The sequence below is a fragment of the Pseudarthrobacter sp. C1 genome, assembly GCF_034720455.1.
Lineage (GTDB): Bacteria > Actinomycetota > Actinomycetes > Actinomycetales > Micrococcaceae > Arthrobacter.
The window spans coordinates 129,227-147,782 of the sequence record NZ_JAYESK010000002.1; the positions used below are offsets into that span (position 1 = coordinate 129,227).

General features: G+C 65.0%; 18 protein-coding genes. 3 read left to right on the forward strand and 15 right to left on the reverse strand.

The features are described from left to right. Positions 1–97: 97 nt before the first annotated feature. Genes U7114_RS03275 through U7114_RS03285 form a run of 3 tightly spaced genes read right to left on the reverse strand, consistent with a single transcriptional unit; the run spans position 98 to position 3,923 of the window. On the reverse strand, positions 98–1,195 hold the full coding sequence (locus U7114_RS03275; protein ID WP_323056546.1) for an NADH:flavin oxidoreductase/NADH oxidase: 1,098 nt from the start codon (positions 1,193–1,195) through the stop codon (positions 98–100). Beyond that, positions 1,195–2,166 (reverse strand): tetratricopeptide repeat protein, encoded by a 972-nt coding sequence (locus tag U7114_RS03280; RefSeq protein ID WP_157241843.1) that lies wholly within the window; start codon positions 2,164–2,166, stop codon positions 1,195–1,197. Before U7114_RS03280 ends, U7114_RS03275 begins: the two co-directional genes overlap by 1 nt. A 53-nt stretch (positions 2,167–2,219) precedes the next feature. Next, positions 2,220–3,923, reverse strand: coding sequence for a hypothetical protein (locus tag U7114_RS03285; protein ID WP_323056547.1), 1,704 nt, complete (start codon positions 3,921–3,923; stop codon positions 2,220–2,222). A gap of 191 nt (positions 3,924–4,114) precedes the next feature. Here U7114_RS03285 and U7114_RS03290 point away from each other — a divergent pair, with 191 nt between their 5' ends. Further along, positions 4,115–5,425, forward strand: a complete 1,311-nt coding sequence (locus U7114_RS03290; protein ID WP_321213849.1) for an AI-2E family transporter — start codon at positions 4,115–4,117, stop codon at positions 5,423–5,425. 32 nt (positions 5,426–5,457) lie between these two features. On the opposite strand, the gene U7114_RS03295 is transcribed toward U7114_RS03290, so the two are convergent. Both U7114_RS03295 and U7114_RS03300 read right to left on the reverse strand, forming a co-directional pair. After that, positions 5,458–6,258, reverse strand: a complete 801-nt coding sequence (locus U7114_RS03295; RefSeq protein ID WP_157241841.1) for an alpha/beta hydrolase — start codon at positions 6,256–6,258, stop codon at positions 5,458–5,460. Between the two features lie 42 nt (positions 6,259–6,300). Beyond that, entirely contained in the window at positions 6,301–6,657 is a 357-nt protein-coding gene (locus U7114_RS03300; protein WP_157241840.1) for an ATP/GTP-binding protein, read from the reverse strand. A 115-nt stretch (positions 6,658–6,772) separates the two neighbouring features. On the opposite strand from U7114_RS03300, the gene nucS reads away from it, so the two are divergent. Next, positions 6,773–7,468, forward strand: coding sequence for an endonuclease NucS (gene nucS / locus U7114_RS03305; RefSeq protein WP_321213851.1), 696 nt, complete (start codon positions 6,773–6,775; stop codon positions 7,466–7,468). 301 nt (positions 7,469–7,769) lie between these two features. Further along, positions 7,770–7,973 (forward strand): cold-shock protein, encoded by a 204-nt coding sequence (locus tag U7114_RS03310; protein WP_011692441.1) that lies wholly within the window; start codon positions 7,770–7,772, stop codon positions 7,971–7,973. 88 nt (positions 7,974–8,061) lie between these two features. On the opposite strand, the gene U7114_RS03315 is transcribed toward U7114_RS03310, so the two are convergent. The 10 genes from U7114_RS03315 to atpE form a co-directional block, all read right to left on the reverse strand. Beyond that, positions 8,062–10,623, reverse strand: a complete 2,562-nt coding sequence (locus tag U7114_RS03315; RefSeq protein ID WP_157241839.1) for a bifunctional lysylphosphatidylglycerol flippase/synthetase MprF — start codon at positions 10,621–10,623, stop codon at positions 8,062–8,064. After that, a complete protein-coding gene (locus tag U7114_RS03320; RefSeq protein WP_323056687.1) occupies positions 10,620–11,930 on the reverse strand; it encodes an alpha/beta hydrolase in 1,311 nt (436 codons plus the stop codon). The genes U7114_RS03315 and U7114_RS03320 overlap by 4 nt, the downstream gene beginning before the upstream one ends. A gap of 5 nt (positions 11,931–11,935) precedes the next feature. Next, positions 11,936–12,364 (reverse strand): DUF2550 domain-containing protein, encoded by a 429-nt coding sequence (locus tag U7114_RS03325; RefSeq protein ID WP_157241837.1) that lies wholly within the window; start codon positions 12,362–12,364, stop codon positions 11,936–11,938. 10 nt (positions 12,365–12,374) lie between these two features. Then, positions 12,375–12,659: a F0F1 ATP synthase subunit epsilon gene (locus tag U7114_RS03330; protein WP_157241836.1), complete on the reverse strand. Its 285-nt coding sequence runs from the start codon at positions 12,657–12,659 to the stop codon at positions 12,375–12,377. Between the two features lies 1 nt (position 12,660). Next, positions 12,661–14,115, reverse strand: coding sequence for a F0F1 ATP synthase subunit beta (atpD, locus tag U7114_RS03335; protein ID WP_157241835.1), 1,455 nt, complete (start codon positions 14,113–14,115; stop codon positions 12,661–12,663). A gap of 83 nt (positions 14,116–14,198) precedes the next feature. Then, complete coding sequence (locus U7114_RS03340; RefSeq protein WP_157241834.1) at positions 14,199–15,089, reverse strand: F0F1 ATP synthase subunit gamma; 891 nt, start codon at positions 15,087–15,089, stop codon at positions 14,199–14,201. Positions 15,090–15,161: 72 nt separating this feature from the next. After that, positions 15,162–16,799 carry a F0F1 ATP synthase subunit alpha gene (gene atpA, locus U7114_RS03345; RefSeq protein WP_157241833.1) on the reverse strand — a complete coding sequence of 546 codons (1,638 nt, stop codon included), beginning with the start codon at positions 16,797–16,799 and terminating at the stop codon, positions 15,162–15,164. Between the two features lie 79 nt (positions 16,800–16,878). Next, complete coding sequence (locus U7114_RS03350) at positions 16,879–17,706, reverse strand: F0F1 ATP synthase subunit delta (protein ID WP_157241832.1); 828 nt, start codon at positions 17,704–17,706, stop codon at positions 16,879–16,881. After that, the gene (locus U7114_RS03355; RefSeq protein WP_323056548.1) at positions 17,706–18,257 is read right to left on the reverse strand and encodes a F0F1 ATP synthase subunit B; all 552 of its coding nucleotides are present in this window, start codon (positions 18,255–18,257) and stop codon (positions 17,706–17,708) included. The genes U7114_RS03350 and U7114_RS03355 overlap by 1 nt, the downstream gene beginning before the upstream one ends. Positions 18,258–18,309: 52 nt before the next feature. After that, positions 18,310–18,513 (reverse strand): ATP synthase F0 subunit C, encoded by a 204-nt coding sequence (atpE, locus tag U7114_RS03360; RefSeq protein ID WP_009356484.1) that lies wholly within the window; start codon positions 18,511–18,513, stop codon positions 18,310–18,312. Positions 18,514–18,556: the final 43 nt, after the last annotated feature.

Sequence of the window (18,556 nt, forward strand, 5' to 3'; positions counted from 1 at the left end):
TCGGGGTCCTCCCGCGGGAGGAGTAAACAAGGCGTGGCGACGCCCCTTTATCCAGCTGCGCCTTTGTGCTGCCGGCGGGCCTCCATCGAGCCGGACATCAGAATGAGTGCCGGGGAACGGCCCGTTCGTATTGCGGCGGCCACGCAATGTCGTGGCCCAGTTCGAAGGCCGCCCGCAGCCACCAGTGCGGGTCCCGCAGCGCTGCCCTGGCAATGAGGACGCCGTCAGCCTGTCCCGTGGCAAGGGCGTGTTCTGCCTGCCCCGCGGAGGTGAGCAGGCCAACGGTCCCGGTGGCCACTCCGGCTTCCTTGCGGATGGCGGCGGAAAACCCGGTCTGGTAGCCGGGGCCGGCCTTGATGTGCTGATGAGCCACGGCACCCCCGCTGGAAACGTCGATGAGGTCCACCCCGTGTTCGGCTGCCTGCCGGGCCAGGCGCACGGAAGCGGCAAGGTCCACACCGCCGTCCGCCCAGTCGCTGGCGGAGATCCTCAGGAGCAGCGGCATGGACTCCGGAATGACCGCCCGTACCGCGTCCACCACCGAGAGCATCAGGCGGTTCCTGCCGGCTTCGTCCCCGCCCCACTGGTCGTCGCGGGTATTGATCAGCGGGCTTTGGAACTGATGGAGCAGGTACCCGTGGGCGGCATGGATTTCCATGGTGTCGAAGCCTGCGTCCAGGGCACGCCCGGCAGCCGCGGCGAAGTCGCCGATGACGCCGCGGATCTGTTCCTCCGTCATCGCGGCGGGAACGGCATAGCCGTCAAAAGCCGATGCCGAGGGACCCACAGTGGTCCAGCCGCCGTCGGACTCCGGCACGCTGCCCTGCCTGCCGGAAAACGGCCAGTAGGTGGATCCCTTCCTGCCGGCATGGGCGAGTTGCACGCCGATCCTGGCCTCCGCCGGGCCGTGGCGGTGCACGAAGGACGTGATCCGCTGCCAGGCCTCGGCCTGTGCGTCGTTGTAGAGCCCGGCGTCCCGGGGACTGATCCTGCCCTCGGCGTTGACGGCCGCTGCCTCGGTGAGGATCAGCGCTGCGCCGCCGGCCGCGAAGGACCCCAAATGCATCAGGTGCCAGTCGTTCGGCACGCCGGGGGCGTCGTCGGGATCGCAGCTGTACTGGCACATGGGTGAGACCCAGCCCCGATGCTGGAGCTCCAGCCCCCGGAGCTTCAGCGGCTGGAACAGCGCCGGCACTAGAAGAGGACCCTCGCGAGTGCCTGGCGCGCCTTGCCCACCCGCTCGTCCGCAGACCCCACCACGTCGAACAGCTCCAGCAGGCGGACGCGGGCAGTTTCACGTTCCGGGCCGAAGTTCCTGCCGATGAAGGTGACCAGCCGGTTCAGCGCATCCTCCACGTGGCCGCCTGCCACATCCAGGTCCGCCACGCCCAGCTGCGCCTCAAGGTTGTCCGGTTCGTTGGCCGCCAGCGCCCGCAGGGCTTCGCTGTCCTGCGCGGAGAGCGGCTGCAGCCTGGCCATCAGCTCCACCTGGGCCAGGCCGGCCTTCGCCTCGTGGTCCGAGGGCATCTCGGTCAGTGCCTGGCGGTAGGCATCGGCTGCTGCGGCGTAGTCCCCCGCCTCGATGGCGTCAAAAGCCGCCTGGTGCAGCGGCGGCAGGGGCGCGGGGGTGTCGTCTTCAGCGGCACCGGCACCCAGGCTGCCGGTCACGCCGTTCGCCGCAGCCACCTTCAGCAGTTCGTCAAAGAGGCTGCGGACCTGCTGTTCGTCTGCGCCGCCCTGGAAGAGCGGTACGGGTTGGCCCTTGAGGACGGCCACCGCGGTGGGCACGGCCTGCACCTGGAAGGCCTGGGCCAACTGCGGGAACGCCTCGATGTCCGCGGCGCCGAGGACCAGGCGGCCGCCGTAGCTTGCCACCACCCGCTCCAGGACGTCCAGCATGGTTGCGGACTCCGGCGAGTAGGAGGCCCAGAGCGCAAAAACAACCGGCACCTGCGCTGACAGCTCCACCAGCTGCTGGAAATTGCCTTCGGTGACGTTGACTTTCAGTTCCGGCGAGCCAGGAGCATCGGGGGCTCCGCCCTGCGGCGTTCCGGTCCCGGCCGGGGACGCGGGGCGCTGCTTCAGCGTGGAAAGGTCGACGGCGCCGCGCAGGTTAAGCAGGTTGGCAGCGGCAGGAGGGACTGGGCGGGAAGCTGGCGAACTCATGCTTTCCACTCTAGCCACTCCGGCCGCTGCCGGGGCTACTGAAGGAACCGGGGTTACTTGAAGCTGGCCCCCGTCAGTCCGCGGGTCGCAGCGACGAGCTTCATCGGGTCGGTTGACCCTGCCGGCGGCACGTACACGGCCACGGACTCGGCGAAGGTCAGGACCATGCCGGTGGTGGTTTCCTTGCCGCCGGCCAGGGCTGCGGCATCGTCACCAATGGTGAGCTTGTCACCTGCGGCCTTGGGGGTTCCCTCGAAGCCGAAGTTGATCCGGCCCAGGACCAGGGCGCCGCCGTCAGCCGTCCGGAAAACAACCGTATTTTCCGGAGCCACCTTGTGGGTGAAGGAGAAGTTGCCGTTCTCGCCGGCCTTCACCACCTCGGCCTGGTAGGACAGGGTGTCCGCAATGTACGGCGAGGACTCCCCTTCCACGAGCTTGTCCTTGTAGGCGGACTCAGCGGTGGTCAGTCGGTCGGCAAGGCCGGACATGGCCTCCTCGCCGCTGTAGAGCAGGCCGGTCTTGTCGCCCGCGGCCAGGGTCTCCGTGCCGTCCCGGTTGATGGTGGGGAAGGTGGTTCCGGGCTGCAGCGGGTTGGTTTCCACCAGCTTGTAGTTCTCGCGCGGAGAGGGCTGGACCAAGGTCAGCAGCTGCGGCACCACGTTGCCGTCGCCCTGGGTCACCGCCATAACGGACCTCGGCCACTCGCGGTCGCTGGTCACCACGGTGGTGAGCAGCTTGGTGGAGCGGACCGGCATGCGGGGCTCGTAGGAGCCCACCTGGGAGCGGATCTTGTAATTCTGGGTGCGGACCTCAAGCTCAGTGCCGCCCACGCGGTCCGCGAGCTTGGCCGCATCCTTTGCGGCATCGCCGGCGTCAACGGCGCTGGAAACCTGTTCCAGGATCCTACGGAACTGGGCATCCAGCAGGACGGGCGGACCGGACTGCCCCTGCGCGGCAGACGAAGCTGCGGAAGACGGATCCGGGGAAGGCGCCGGCGATGTGGCGCTGGCGGCGGCACCGCTTCCGGCCACGACGGCAACAGCCACTACTCCGGCGGCCGCCATGGTTACCCGCGAGGACCGTGCCTCGTTGCGGGCCCGGGCGCGCTGCGCAAAGCCGCTGCCCTTGCCGTCGCCTTCGCCGTTGCGCCTGCGGGCGGAGAGCAGGGCCAGGGCGATTCCACCCAGGATCAGCAGCGAGCCGAGGATGATCAGCGGGATGGCCCACGGGGTGGACGTGTCGTTGGGGAACGTCATGGAAACGGTGGCCGGCGCCGGCTTGGTTCCGTCGGAGGCGAGCAGGAGTGTCCAGTCGCCGTCCGCCGGTGCTGTCCACGAGTATTCAAGCTCGCTGATCGCATTCTCGGTGGAAACCCAGAGGTCCGAGCCGGCGGGGTTGGGCGCGGTGGCTTCGCCGTCGGCGTGCTCAACCAGCAGCGACTTCTCGTCCCCGGACACGCCGGTGATGGTGTTGTGCGCAGTCTGGCCCACCCACGCCTCCACGTCGTCCGGCCGGCCCGCTGCCAGGAGGAAGTTGCCGTCGCCCTCGATCTTGATCTTGACGGTCCCGCCGTGAAGGGTGCGCAGGTTTTGGTCGATCACGGTCAGCGGGGCCTCGGCAGCATCCACCGGAGCGGCGGCCGTAAAAGTCTCGGAGGGGGCCCAGATGGTTCTCTGGCCGATGCCGGCCAGAAGTGTCAGGAGGCCGAGCAGCACGAGTGCGACTGCAGTCTTTAAACGCAAGGGAACACCTATCATCAGCGGGGGTTTCCTTTCAATAGTATCCGTTTTGTTATCGAAGGCCCGGATCGGGGCTTCTGCGAGGACCGCCAGCGGGTCGCCGGCCGGGCCGTTCCGCTGCTGTTGACAAGGCTGCTGATAGTGTTTGCGATGATCATCACACCGGCCCGCCGACGCGGTGCCATCAACGGAACAGGCCCCTAAAACCAGTGACTGACAAGACGGACGAATCCTCCGCGGCGCCAGAGAACCCGGGGGGTGGGCAGCCGCCGGCAGCCGCTCCGCAGGGTCCCGCAGCTGCCCGCCGGAAGAGGCCCGCCGCGGCCGCCCTCGGGCTGCTGCTTCACCGCCTGCGCCAGCCACTCCCCGGCGCCCAACCCAGGCTCCGGTTTGAAATGCCGCCGGAGTACTCCCGCCAGAACGGGGAAGACGCCAGCCGGGACAGCGCGGTACAGCCGCAGTTCGGCAGCCCCGGCCCCCGAATCTCGCCGCAGCATCCCCTTTATCTGGGCTTCATGGGCACGGTGGGCGTCGGACTTGCCCTGCTGGTCTACTGGATCGGCTCCAACACCACGCAGCTGCTGCTGTGGATTGTGGCTGCGCTGTTCATCGCGCTGGGGCTGGAACCTGTGGTCGGCTGGCTGGAAAGCCGGAAGATCCCCCGCCCCGCCGGAATCCTGGTGTCCGTCACGGTGCTGATAAGCGCCGTCGTCGGCTTTTTTGCCACGCTCATTCCCACCATCGTGGAGCAGGTCACCCAGATCGTCGAGCAGGCACCGGTGTGGATCCGGGACTTCATCGACTCCGACTTTTTCCGCAGCCTGGATGACCAGTTCGGCGTGCGCGACCGGATCACAGAGGAACTGGAGAAGTTCGTCAACGACCCCGCCGCGATGGGCGGGATTTTCGGGGGCGTGGTGGGCTTTGGCTCCACCGTGGCCAACGGCCTCTTCGGCACCCTGATCGTCCTGGTGTTGAGCCTGTACTTCCTCGCTGCGCTGCCCGCAATGAAGAAGTGGGGCTACCGGCTGGCGCCGCGTTCCCGGCGGCACCGCGTTGAAGCGCTGTCCGAGGAAATCACCCGATCGGTGGGCAACTACGTGATCGGCCAGGCGGTGGTTGCCCTCCTGAACGCCACCTTCGCCTTCATCGTGATGTCCATCGTGGGCATCCCTTTCGCCCTGCTGCTGGCGTTCGTGGTGGCCCTGCTCGCGTTCATTCCGCTGGTAGGCGGCATGATTGCGGGGATCGTGGTACTGCTGGTTTCGCTCACCGAGGGCTGGCAGGCGGCAGCGGTGTACGGTATCTGCTACTTCGCCTACCTGCAGTTCGAGGCCTACTTCATCTCGCCGCGCATCATGCAGAAGGCCGTGGCGGTCCCCGGCGCCGTGGCCGTCATTTCAGTCATTGCCGGCGGCAGCCTGCTGGGCGTGCTCGGCGCGCTGATCGCCATTCCGACGGCGGCCGCCGTCCTGCTGCTGGTCAGGGAGATCTACATCGTCAGGCAGGACCAGCACTAGATGTGCGTCACCGGACCGGCCCCAGCCGTTCCCTAGGCTGACGCTGTTGCCGCGGGCCCGTTCCATTCGTGCGGCAGTCCGGCAGCGCCCGATCCCGCCTCGGTGACGTCATCCACAATTTCGTTGAGCACCCGGGAGGCGTACTTCTCCCCCACCCACAGGTGCTTGGCGCCGTCCACGCCCACCACGCGGGCCTGCGGGACCAGGCTGAAGCGGGCTGCGGCCTCGTCCGGCTTGAGGAAGTCATCGTGCTCCGGCACCAGGACCGTGAGCGGCTTTCCTGATGCGGCCCAGAGGCGCAGGTGCTCATCTGTGGCGCGGTGCAGCGGGGGCGAGAGCAGGACCGCGCCCTCAACCAGGGACGCCACGGGTTCCACGGCTCCGTACATCAGGGCGAGTTCCGTACCGAAGGACCATCCCACCAGCCAGCGGTTGGGCAGGCCGCGTTCGACGGCGAAGCGCACCGCGGCCTCCATGTCATGGCGTTCCCCGACGCCCTCGTCGAAGGCCCCGCTGCTGGTTCCGTGCGGGGACGTGGTTCCGCGGGTATTGAACCGCAGCACGGCGATGCCGGCAAGCGCCGGCAGCCGGTAGGACGCCTTGCGGTAGACATGCGAGTCCATGAAGCCGCCGTGCGTTGGAAGGGGATGCAGGGTGATCAACGTGGCATTCACGGGGCCGGATTCCGGCAGCGCCAGCTCGGCCACCAGGGTGTGTCCGTCTTCCGTGTCCAGCTTCACCAGCTCGCGTTTGGCGGGCAGCACGGTTGAGGCACGGATGGGAGCGGGCCCTGCGGCCTGGTGGAATTCGTACGACGCCGGATCAAAAGTCATGCCTGCCAGCTTAGCGACAGCGGGCGCATCTTTGCCCGCCCGTCAGCGGTAGCGGTAACTGCGCGACATCCAGCAGTTGGTGTGCCAGTGCCGCCGTTCGGCCAGGCCGGCCGCGGCCCCGAACAGGTGGTCATCCTTCCAGACCACCAGGTGGGCGACGCCGGGCAGCACCGCGGTGGAGCATTCGGGGCAGATGTAGGTTTTCTCGGCGTTTTTGGCTGTCATGGTGCGGACCATCCATTCGCCGTCGGGCGCAGTCTCCCGCCGCACGATGCCGGCACGTGCGCGTTCGAGGTCGAGTTCGGGGACGTCCTGGCCGCCCTTCTTTCCGGCGCCCGCTCTTCCGGACCCGGAACCCTTTCCGGAAACGGGACGGCGGGGGCGGTTGGAGCGCGGCATGCCTCCATTCTGCCCCAGCGGCGGGCCGGCAGGCTCCTCAACCGGCCGGAGCCGGCCGCAGCCGCCCGGAGACCGCCGGCGGAGCCTGCACCCGGCAGACGGTAGTCTGTACGGCGTGCGACTTGTCATAGCCCGATGCTCCGTTGATTACGTTGGCCGGCTCAAAGCCCATCTCCCGCTTGCCACCAGGCTCCTGCTGGTGAAGGCCGACGGCTCCGTCCTGGTCCACTCCGACGGCGGTTCCTACAAACCGCTCAACTGGATGAGCCCGCCGGCCACGCTCAGGGTGATTTCCCCCGAGGACGTGGACCTCGAACTCGGGGTGGTGGAGCAGTGGACCGTCCAGTCCGCCAAAACCGACGACCGGCTCATCATCAACATCCACGAAAAACTCGACGAGTCCTCCCACGACCTCGGCGTGGACCCCGGGCTGATCAAGGACGGCGTGGAAGCGGACCTGCAGCGCCTGCTGGCGGAACAGATTGAAACACTGGGAGCCGGCTACTCCCTCATCCGCCGGGAATACTTCACCGCCATCGGCCCGGTGGACATCCTTGCACGCGACGCTGAGGGCGCCACTGTGGCCATTGAGCTGAAGCGCCGCGGTGACATCGACGGGGTGGAACAGTTGACGCGGTACCTCGAACTGCTCAACCGCGACCCCCTCCTTGCCCCGGTCCGCGGGATTTTTGCGGCCCAGCAAATCAAGCCGCAGGCAAAGGTCCTGGCCAACGACCGCGGGATCGACTGCGTGACCCTGGACTACGATGCCATGCGCGGCGTTGACGACAGCGAGTCACGGCTTTTCTGACTGCAGGGCCAAGGTGTTCAAACCCCGGTTGAATAAGCTCCTGACATGCGCATTAACCTGTCTTTTGCCGAAAATTTGTCCGTTTCGCCGTGCAAACCGTTGACCTGCGGGAACGGGCATGAAATTCTTGTCTCAGTCTTTGTGTAGGTGTTTTTCATGCTCGCAAGACATGTTGCGAGCGCGAAGCTCCTGCAACGCCGCTTCCCTTTCCGGGACGGTAATTCAGGATTCTTCTCGCGGAGTGACCAAGGCCGGCACGAGGTGTGCCGATCTTAAAAAGTTCCATAATGAGGAGAAATAAATGGCACAGGGAACCGTCAAGTGGTTCAACGCTGAAAAGGGCTTCGGCTTCATTACCCCGGATGACTCGGATGGGGACGTTTTTGTCCACTACTCCGAAATCCAGACCGGCGGCTTCAAGACCCTCGACGAGAACCAGCGCGTTCAGTTCGAAATCGGCCAGGGCGCCAAGGGTCCCCAGGCTACCGGCGTAACGCTGGTCTAGTCCCGCATTCCGGCCGCAGCTGCGGCCGGGCAGCGAAACAATGGTCCCCGGCAATTATGCCGGGGACCATTGTTGTTAATCAGGACAGCTATTTCACCAATTTGCGCACGAGGCGGGCGCCCTGCGGAAGGGAAAGCCCGGGCAGGTACGCGCGGGTCAATGCCCGGCCGATCGCCGGCAGATACAACGCGTCCTGGTAATACAGGTAAAGCGCACGGTATTCGGGTTTGAAGCGCGACTTGAATGCGGCCAGGGAGCGGAATCCGTAGACGGGTTCCAGTGCGTGGCCCACGAGGTCGAGTATCCGGACCAGGTTGTCCGCTTCGCCTTCACCGGGGGCCTCAGAACGGGAGCCGTCACCGGCAGGGGATTCGGGAAGGCTGGCCAGCGGTGAGCCCGAGAGCGAGATCACCTCAACCGAACTGCGCAGCTCAAGCACGGCAGAGGCGATGAGGAATTCCATGACCCCGGGAAATCCGTCGGCGCCGCGGCGCATGACGTCAAGCGTCCTGCTGACCAGGACCCCGCCGTCATAAACCGGCAACCAGCTGGTCACCCCGTGGACCGTGCCGCCGGCATCCACGGCAAGGCAGCACAGCACCTCCGGGTCGTCGAGCTCGTCGATGCCGCCGAGGGTAAAACCCATTTCGGGAACGGTCTTTCCGGCCGCCCATTCCTCGGAGACCTCTATCAGCTTGGACCGCAGCGCCGGCGGCAGGGACTGGTACGTTCCCCAAACAGCCTGAACCCCCAGCTTGGCTGCCCTGTTCAGTGCGGTCCGGACGTTCTGCCACTCCTTGCCCTTGAATTCGAGTTCACGGACGGCCAGCCTGGTCTCCTGGGCAACGGCAACCCTGGAAAAACCGCGTTCCCGCAGCATCGGCCAGAGCGAATCATCGCAGGAGTAGAGCGCAGGGATGAGGCCTTCGTGGCTGCAGTAGTCAAGGAAACCCTCGGTCACCCGCCCTTGTGCAGTTGGCGGCCCGAAAGCGCCGCCCAGTGTCAGAGCCACGCTGCCGTGCCGCTGGAACGCCACGGCGCCGCGGCCGTCGGGGCTGAACCAGTACGTGTTGGGTTCCCACAGCGCCATCCAGGACAGGGGTCCGCCGCCCTGGTGGAGCAGGGCGCGTGCTTTGATCCTGTCCTGCCGTCCGGAGTCGTTGCCGTGGTGGCCGCTGAGCAGGGCCCACCACACGCTGACCAGCGCGACAACCCAGAACACGGGTCCGGAATAGGCAAAGAGCACCGCTTCCAGGTTGTTCCGGTCGGCGAACACCCGGTGGTAGTACTGCGGGATGGGAACCGGGACGTACTGGCGCGCAAGCTCTGCAAAGAGCGCCAGGATGCCGCCGTCGCGTAGCAGACCGCCGGCCCAGAACCAGGCCGCCGCGTATGCTCCGGCGAGGACAAGCCATGTTCCTCCCACGACTGCGGCCAGCGTCCGGCGGGCAGCAGGCCGCGTCTGGACGCGGAACTGGCGCCGGTTGAGCCACAAAAGGACCGCCAGGAGCAGGGGGACGAACACCAGGGGAAGCACATGGGCAAACGCCGACGCCATGGGTGTGGCGGACGCGCTGTGCGGCCTGGACGGGATCAGTGCGAACAGCGCAAGATAGACGCCGGCAAGGGCTGTGACCGCAAGCTGGATGACAATGGCGATGTTCAGGGCCAGGCGCCGGCCGCGGCGCATGCCGTCCGCACAGATCAGCAGCAGGATGACCGGAACCACCGCAAGCGCGAGTCCGAAGGGCCCGGCAAAGCCTGCCCGGCCCGCTTCAAGGCAGGACGACTCCACGGTTGCGCCGCAGTTGAACTCCAGTTGGCTCAGGGTTGGCATCGGGTTGAGGACTACGTCGCGCAGGAGCGCCAGCGGGCCTGTGGGTGACCGGGCGATTCCGGTGAGGATGGGCCCCACCGCAAAGACTGCCACCGTCAGGGCCAGCAGGTTCCGTGCTTCGCGGCCGGTTGACCGGTGCCGGTGGAGCTGGCCGCGATCACCCTGGATCCACCAGCCGGCCAGGAGTCCCAGGATGGCACCGATCAGGCCGATCACCGTTTCTGCATGCCCGATGTACAGCACCAGCAGCAGGGAGATGGACAGCACAGCTGTCCGGAGCCGGCGTTGCCAGAGGACCGGCAGCCGGCCGGAGGCTGCCAGACCTGCCGCGAGGACTGCAGGGTAGGGTCCGATCAGGATGTCGTCGGCCATCCGGTCGAGCCACCCGTCCCCCACGTATCCCGCCAGTTGCGTGATCAGCAGGAAGAGCGTTACGGCACCGAACTGTCCTCCGAAAAAGAAGGCGGCCGCTGCGACGGTTCCCAGTTTCCGCTCGGCAAGCCCCAGCAGCAGGAGGATCATCAGCGACGCGGAAATATAGGCCAGCGGGTTCGTGGCGAAGAAGAGGCTGGTGAACAGGCACCACCAGTTGCCGGCCCGCAGCCCCGGTCCGCTGACGCCTGCACCGTCCAGCAACTGCTCCGGGGGCCCGGCAAGGAAGCTGCCGGTGACAGCACCGGTGGCGAGGAACACGAGCAGGACCGCCACTGAGAAGGGCATTGACTTCAGGGCACTGATGGCACGGTCGAGTGTCGGGCGGACCACCGTTGCCCAGGCGAGCGATCCTGTCCGGACCTTATGTCCCGTTGTCATTGCCCCATCCCCCAGCGGGCGGACAGGAACTCCAGGGCATCGGCAAGGCGCTTGGAGGACGTGTCCCAGGAGTGGCCTGTTTGTTCCACCTCGTAGGCGCGGACGTCAAAGCCGGCCTCCCGTGCCGCGGCGGCCAGAGTACGGAGATAACCCACAAATTCTGGGTCGTTCTGTCCGGCAGTCAAGTACAGGCCGCTGGATTCGAAGCGCTGTTCCTTCATGATGGCCAGGGGGGTTTGCCGCTCAAATTCCTCCGGCCTCCCCGGAAAGGCAGCGTCAATGGTTTTTTGCCGCTCCTTGGCGATGGCCGGTTCAGCTTCCCCGGAGAACGAAAGGACAGCCGGAAAGAGATCCGGGTGCCGGGTTCCCATCTGCAGGGCACAGGTGCCGCCAAAGGAAAAGCCGCCAATGGCCCACTGACTATGGTTGGTGTCCACGGCCAGGGTGGAACTGATCCAGGCCGGCACGTCACGTGACAAGTAGGTGTCAGCCTGCGCTATCTGGCTGTCCATGCACATGGTGTTGGCAGACTGCGAGCCGTTGGGATCGGGGATCACCACCACCGGTGCCAGGCCGCCGTGCGCCGCCGCAAAGGAATTCATGTGCCCGCCCAGAGCTCCGCCGGTCAGCCAGTCCGCGGGGCCGCCCGGCTGTCCGGCGATCAGGACCAGCACCGGCAGGGCTGGCCGGTTTTTGGCGAAGTAGGCGGGCGGCAGGTAGATGTACGCGTCCCGGGCGCTCATCCCGGACTTTTCCCCAGGGATGAAGGCCTTCCGCAGCTCGCCTTCGGCAGGGACGTCCCCTTGCGGCACCCACCCGCGGAGGGTAGCGCCGTCGGACTGTCCCGGCTGCCGCATCAGCTCCTGCTCCAGCGTCGGGATCCTCGCGAGTGCTGTGCCGAAGAGATCGCTGACCGTCTTGTTGAGGCCAAAATAGGCGTTGATCTGCACTGCCGAAAGTGCCGTCACCAAAAGGGCGGCCACCAACCCGGCCGTACGCCGGCGCCACGTGTTTCGGGGCATCCTCAGGAGGAGGAGGATCAGGGCGGCCACGCCGGGCACCACCCACAGGAGGACGGTATCGGGAATGTTCTCCGGGAAGATCGAGAAGACGTTGATGAGAGCCCAGTGGATGGAAGCCACGAGGGCGAAGGCGGCAGCCGCGGCCGCAATGACTTTCAAGAACCAGCTCCGCCTGGCGACGGCGGACGGGGGCAGCAGCAGGTACGCGGCACCGGCCACCCCGAGGGCGAGGGAAGCCCAATATAGCGGCCCGTCGATGAGCCGGATGTCGAAGAACCAGTCCACGTTGGCTAGCGCCAAGTCCCAATGCCGATGACCGGGCCGGCTTCCAGCCAGGAAGAGAGGCCCGTGTAGGCGTCGAAGTTCATGGCGAGGCGCATGTCCTGGCCTTCGTACCGCAGTTCAACAATGACGACGTCGGGCTGCACCTTGACAGCCTCGGCCTCCGTGGGCGTCCGCCGGCCGAGCAGTTCCAGGGAATGCCGTTTGAACTTGTGCTTGGGCCGCACGCTAAGGGAAAGCAGCCGGAACCATTCAAGGTCGTTGTCCTGATAACGACAAACCCCCATCTGCCAGCTGTTTCCAGCCATGCAAATGGAGGCGTCCACCGTGCCGAGGGCACGCCGCAGATTGAAGCGGCGCACCCCCGAAAGGCACAGTGCAAATATCAGCAATCCAAAAGCGACTGCCAAGGCGATGAACAGACCCGGTGCGTCCATCAAAGTGATGCTAGCGGATCCCAGCGGTAGCCGAGCCGCCCAGCTGGGCGTTGTCAGCAACGATAACCACACGGTTGTTGTCGACGGAGAAGAACCCGCCGTCAACCTCTACCGCAATCCGGTCTCCCGAAACCGGCTGGATGGCCAGTTCACCCTCGGCCAGGATCGCCAGCAGGGGCGAGTGGCCGGGCAGGATTCCGATTTCACCATCGCTGGTGCGGGCCTTGACCATCTTGGCCGCTCCGGACCACACAAAGTGGTCCGCTGCGACAATCTCAACCTCAAGCTCAGCCATATTACTTGGTCTGTTCCTGGATCTTGGCCCACTGGCGCTCTACGTCATCCAGGCCGCCGACGTTGAAGAACGCCTGCTCTGCGATGTGGTCGAGCTCGCCGTCGCAGATGGCGGAGAAGCCTTCGACGGTGTCCTTGATGGAAACCGTGGAACCTTCGACGCCGGTGAACTGCTTGGCGGTGTAGGTGTTCTGCGAGAGGAACTGCTGGATGCGGCGTGCACGCGACACGACGATCTTGTCCTCTTCGGAGAGTTCGTCAACGCCGAGGATGGCGATGATGTCCTGGAGTTCCTTGTTCTTCTGCAGGATCTGCTTGACACGGACAGCCGTGTTGTAGTGGTCCTTGCCGATGTACTGGGGGTCCAGGATGCGGGAGGTGGACGTCAGCGGGTCAACTGCCGGGTACAGGCCACGGGAGGCGATTTCACGGGAAAGTTCCGTGGTCGCGTCCAGGTGCGCAAAGGTAGTTGCCGGGGCCGGGTCGGTGTAGTCATCCGCGGGGACGTAGATGGCCTGCATCGAGGTGATGGAGTGGCCCTTGGTGGAGGTGATGCGCTCCTGCAGGAGGCCCATCTCATCAGCCAGGTTCGGCTGGTAGCCCACGGCGGAGGGCATGCGGCCGAGGAGGGTGGAGACCTCGGAACCTGCCTGCGTGAAGCGGAAGATGTTGTCGATGAAGAGCAGCACGTCCTGGTTCTGGACATCGCGGAAGTACTCCGCCATGGTCAGCGCGGACAGGGCCACGCGGAGGCGCGTTCCCGGCGGCTCATCCATCTGGCCGAACACAAGGGCGGTGTCCTTGAGGACGCCTGCCTCTTCCATTTCAACCCAGAGGTCGTTGCCCTCACGGGTACGCTCGCCGACGCCGGCGAATACCGAGGTACCACCGAAGTTGCGGGCCACACGGGTGATCATTTCCTGGATCAGAACGGTCTTGCCCACGCCGGCGCCGCCGAAGAGGCCGATCTTTCCACCCTTGATGTAGGGAGTGAGGAGGTCGATAACCTTGATGCCGGTTTCCAGCATCTCGGTGGAGCCTTCGAGCGAGGCGAAGTTCGGTGCCTTGCGGTGGATCGGCCAGCGTTCGCTGATGTCCAGTTCCGACTCTGCAACGTCCAGGGGCTGGCCCAGCACGTTGAAGATGTGGCCCTTGACGCCGTCGCCAACGGGTACGGAGATGGGGGCGCCGGTGTCCACTACGTTGGTGCCGCGGACCAGTCCGTCGGTAGCCTGCAGGGAGATGGCGCGAATGAGGTTGTCGCCCAGGTGCAGGGCGGTCTCGAACGTGATGGTCTTGGTTACACCGTTGAGAGTAATCTCGGTGGTGAGGGCATTGTAGATGGACGGGATTGCGTCAGCCGGGAATTCGACGTCGACAACCGGGCCGATTACGCGCGCAATGCGCCCGGTGGCACCGGACGTTGCGGCTACGTGTTCGGTAGCAGTGGCAGTCATCTCTCTCACTTCACTCAGTAGATGGCGTGGGTTTAAGTTTATCTGTGGTGGTGCAGGTCCTGCGGAATCCGACCTGCTGCAGGCTAGGACGCGAGGGCGTCGGCGCCGGCAACAATCTCGGAAAGCTCCTGCGTAATTTCAGCCTGGCGGGCCGTGTTGCGCAGACGCGTGTACTTCTTGATGAGGTCCGTGGCGTTGTCGCCGGCGGACTTCATGGCCCGCTGGCGTGCAGCAAGCTCCGAAGCCGCAGCCTGCAGCATGGCCGCGAAGATGCGTGACTCGATGTAGCGCGGCAGCAGGGCATCAAGAACCTGCTCGGTTTCCGGCTCGAATTCGTACAGCGGCAACAGGTCCGATTCAGAAGCGGCCTGCTCTTCCACTACTTCCAGCGGAAGCAGGCGGATGACAGTGGGCTCCTGGGTAACCATGGACTTGAAGCGGGTGTACACCACGTGGATCTCGTCCACGCCGCCCTCTTCGTAGTCGGTTGCGAACTCGGACAGCAGTGCTTCGCCGATTTCGCGCGCGGTGGCGAATTCGGGTGCGTCCGTCCCTCCGGTCCAGACCCGTGCGTATTCACGGTTCCGGAAATCGAAGTAGGCCTGGGCCTTACGTCCAACGACGTACGTCTTGACTTCCTTGCCTTCTTCGTGGAGCAGCTCGATGAGACCTTCCGCCTGCTTGAGCACGCTGGCCGAGTACGAACCTGCCAGTCCACGGTCCGCGGTAATTACCAGGACAGCGGCACGGCGGATCTGATCCGGCTCGGTGGTCAACGGGTGGTCGATTTCGCTTTGAGTTGCGACAGCAGAAACGGCGCGTGTGATCGCGTTCGCGTAAGGCAGTGAAGCTGCTACGCGCGCACGGGCCTTGCCGATGCGCGAGGTAGCGATCAGTTCCATCGCCTTGAAGATCTTGCGCATCGACGTGGTCGAGCTGATCTTCTGGCGGTAGACCCGGATCTGGGCTCCCATACTTATCCTTTCCTAACATTCCTTAGACCGGATGCGCCGGGCCCTTGGGCCCGGCACATCCGGCCAGCGGAACTAGCGCTTCTGCTTGACGATTTTTTCCTGGTCGACTTCGCCCTCGGAGATGGCTTCATGCTCCTCGTGGCCGGCGCCTACCAAGCGGTCGTCGCCCTCGCCGAAGAAACCCTTCTTGAAGTCCACGATGGCGGACTTCAGGGCTGCTGCGGTGTCGTCGTCCAGCACGTTGGTCTGCGCCAGCGTGGTGAGGATCGAGGACTTGTGCGTCAGGTGCTCCAGGAACTCGGACTCGAAGCGGCTGATGTCCTCAACCGGAACGTCGTCCAGGTAGCCGTTGGTGCCGGCCCAGATGGACACAACCTGGTTCTCCACCGGGAACGGCGAGTACTGGCCCTGCTTGAGCAGTTCCATCAGGCGGGCGCCACGGGTCAGCTGCTGGCGGGATGCGGCATCCAGGTCCGACGCGAACATGGCGAATGCCTGCATGTCGCGGTACTGGGCCAGATCCAGCTTCAACGTACCGGAGACCTTCTTCATGGACTTCACCTGTGCGGCGCCGCCCACGCGGGAAACGGACACACCAACGTCGACAGCGGGGCGCTGGTTGGCGTTGAAGAGGTCCGACTGGAGGAAGATCTGGCCGTCGGTGATGGAGATGACGTTGGTCGGGATGTAGGCGGACACGTCGTTCGCCTTGGTCTCGATCAGCGGCAGGCCCGTCATGGAACCGGCACCCAGTTCGTCGGACAGTTTTGCACAACGCTCCAGCAGGCGGGAGTGCAGGTAGAACACGTCGCCGGGGTAGGCTTCGCGGCCCGGCGGGCGGCGGAGCAGCAGCGACACTGCACGGTAGGCCTCGGCCTGCTTGGAGAGGTCATCGAACACGATGAGGACGTGCTTGCCGCCGTACATCCAGTGCTGGCCGATAGCGGAACCTGCATACGGTGCCAGGTACTTGAAGCCTGCGGGGTCGGATGCCGGAGACGCCACGATAGTGGTGTACTCCAGTGCGCCGTTGTCCTCGAGGGTCTGGCGGATGGCGGCGATGGTGGACGCCTTCTGACCGATGGCCACGTAGATGCAGCGGACCTGCTTGGTCACATCGCCCGAAGCCCAGTTGGCCTTCTGGTTGATGATGGTGTCGATCGCAATGGCCGACTTGCCGGTCTGGCGGTCGCCAATGATGAGCTGGCGCTGGCCGCGGCCGATCGGGATCATGGCGTCGATGGCCTTGAGTCCGGTCTGCATCGGCTCGTGCACCGATTTGCGCTGGGTCACGCCGGGAGCCTGGAGCTCCAGCGCGCGGGTGGTTTCGGCCTTGATCTCGCCGAGGTCGTCGATGGGCATGCCCAGCGGGTCGACAACGCGGCCAAGGAAGGCGTCGCCCACGGGAACGGACAGAACCTGTCCGGTGCGGTGGACTTCCTGGCCTTCTTCGATGCCGGTGAAGTCGCCGAGGATGATGACGCCGATTTCGCGGACGTCGAGGTTCTGGGCCAGGCCCAGCGTGCCGTCCTCAAAGCGAAGCAGCTCGTTCGCCATGACCGAGGGAAGGCCCTCAACACGGGCGATGCCGTCACCAGCGGTAGATACGCGGCCGACCTCTACGCGTTCTGCGTTTCCGGGTTCGTAGGACGCCGCGAACTCGTTCAGCGCAATACGGACGTCGTCGGCGTTGATGGTCAATTCGGCCATCTGCAGTCCCTGCTCTCCTGTTTTGTGATCACCGTTTCCGGTGACCGGGGTTTCTATCAGTTAGGTTGTGCTTGTCCGGCTAGCCGGCCAGCTGGCGCTGCAATTGGCCCAGCCTGGCGAGGACCGAAGCGTCGAGCACTTCGTCACCAACCTGGACACGGATGCCGCCAATAAGTGACGGGTCAACATTGAGGTTGACCTTCAGTTCCCGCCCGTACATGGCATTCAGGCCCGCCTGGAGGCGGTCAAGCTGCGTCTGCGTCAGGGGACGGGTCACGCTGACCGTTGCAATCCAGCGCTGCTGCCGCTTGGCCGCCAGTTCGGCGAACCGCTGAACCAGCCGCGTGGGCTTGATGCCGCGGGGCTGGGTGACGGCCTGCGAGATGAGCACTTTAGCTTCCTCGCTTGCAGCTGGCACCAGCTTCGCGGCCAGTGTGGCCTTGGCCGCAGCACTGGCCTGTGGTTCGGACAGAGCACGTTGCACCTCGTGGCTGGAGGCAACGGCCTGGTTGAAGGAGAACAGATCGTTTTCCAGTTCTTCCAGGCCAGTGATTCCGGAGGCAGAAACGGCCGACTTGTTTTCAGCAACGGAAATGACCACCGTTGCGGCAAGAGTCTCGAGTGCATCGCCGATGTCACGGGCCGTTGCCCAGCGCGAGCTGGCCAGTCCGCCCGCGATCTCTGCAGCATCAGCGGAGACTTTCCCGCCAACCAGCTGCTTGACCAGCGCCGACTTTTCGCCACCGTTGCGGGACGGGTCAGTCAGGGCGCGGCGCAAGCCAGCCGAGCTGTCCACCATTCCCAGAATTCCGAAGAGTTCCTTTGCCAGCTGCAGCGACGCGGTGGGAAGTTTGGCTTCCAACTCTGCCAGCGCTGTTGCCAGCGATTCGCTCGATACGCCTGCCATTACTTAGCTGCACCTGCGTTCTGGGTCTCCAGATCTGCCAGGAAACGGTCCACGACCCGTGCTGCACGCTCGTCGTCGCTGAGCGCTTCGCCGACAATCCGGCCCGCCAGGGTGGTGGCCAGGGTGCCGACCTCGGAACGCAGGGACACAACGGCCGCCTGGCGCTCGGACTCGATCTGTGCGTGGGCCTGGGCCGTGATGCGGGCAGACTCTGCAGCTGCCTTCTCCTTGAGATCCGCGAGGATCTGGGCACCTTCGGCGCGGGCTTCCTCACGGATGCGGTTGGCTTCGGTGCGGGCGTCGGTCAGCTGCTGCTTGTACTCTTCGAGTGCAGCAGACGCCTCAGCCTGGGCCTTTTCAGCCTTTGCAATGCCGCCTTCGATGGCCTCGGCACGCTCGGCGAAGGTCTTTTCGAACATCGGGACAACGAACTTGACCACGATGAAAAAGAGGATGGCAAAGCCCACGAAGACAACGCCCATTTCCCAGATATTGGGAACCAGGGGGTTGACTTCGCCCTCAGTGGCGGCTGAGATGATCAGCTGATTCATATTTCACCCGTCCTTATCTACTCGGTTCTGTAAGTTCGCTTCGCTCTAAGGACTAGAGAACGAAGGCGAAGACCAGGCCGAGGATGGCGAGGGCTTCGGTCAGCGCAAGGCCGAGGAATGCGATCGGCTGCAGGACGCGCTGTGCTTCCGGCTGGCGTGCAACGCCGTTGATGTAGGCAGCGAATACGAGACCAACACCGATACCACCGCCGATTGCGGACAGACCGTAACCTACGAGGTTGAGATTGCCTTCCATTTTTATTCCTTTCAAGATGCCACCCATGTGGCAGGTTGTTTGG

Coding starts and splice junctions, on each gene's coding strand:
- U7114_RS03280 (WP_157241843.1), bottom strand. CDS start 2,166: ATGAGTTCGCCAGCTTCCCGCCCAGTCCCTCCTGCCGCTGCCAACCTG.
- U7114_RS03285 (WP_323056547.1), bottom strand. CDS start 3,923: ATGATAGGTGTTCCCTTGCGTTTAAAGACTGCAGTCGCACTCGTGCTG.
- U7114_RS03295 (WP_157241841.1), bottom strand. CDS start 6,258: ATGACTTTTGATCCGGCGTCGTACGAATTCCACCAGGCCGCAGGGCCC.
- U7114_RS03300 (WP_157241840.1), bottom strand. CDS start 6,657: ATGCCGCGCTCCAACCGCCCCCGCCGTCCCGTTTCCGGAAAGGGTTCC.
- U7114_RS03310 (WP_011692441.1), top strand. CDS start 7,770: ATGGCACAGGGAACCGTCAAGTGGTTCAACGCTGAAAAGGGCTTCGGC.
- U7114_RS03315 (WP_157241839.1), bottom strand. CDS start 10,623: ATGACAACGGGACATAAGGTCCGGACAGGATCGCTCGCCTGGGCAACG.
- U7114_RS03325 (WP_157241837.1), bottom strand. CDS start 12,364: ATGGACGCACCGGGTCTGTTCATCGCCTTGGCAGTCGCTTTTGGATTG.
- U7114_RS03330 (WP_157241836.1), bottom strand. CDS start 12,659: ATGGCTGAGCTTGAGGTTGAGATTGTCGCAGCGGACCACTTTGTGTGG.
- atpD (WP_157241835.1), bottom strand. CDS start 14,115: ATGACTGCCACTGCTACCGAACACGTAGCCGCAACGTCCGGTGCCACC.
- U7114_RS03340 (WP_157241834.1), bottom strand. CDS start 15,089: ATGGGAGCCCAGATCCGGGTCTACCGCCAGAAGATCAGCTCGACCACG.
- atpA (WP_157241833.1), bottom strand. CDS start 16,799: ATGGCCGAATTGACCATCAACGCCGACGACGTCCGTATTGCGCTGAAC.
- U7114_RS03350 (WP_157241832.1), bottom strand. CDS start 17,706: ATGGCAGGCGTATCGAGCGAATCGCTGGCAACAGCGCTGGCAGAGTTG.
- U7114_RS03355 (WP_323056548.1), bottom strand. CDS start 18,257: ATGAATCAGCTGATCATCTCAGCCGCCACTGAGGGCGAAGTCAACCCC.
- atpE (WP_009356484.1), bottom strand. CDS start 18,513: ATGGAAGGCAATCTCAACCTCGTAGGTTACGGTCTGTCCGCAATCGGC.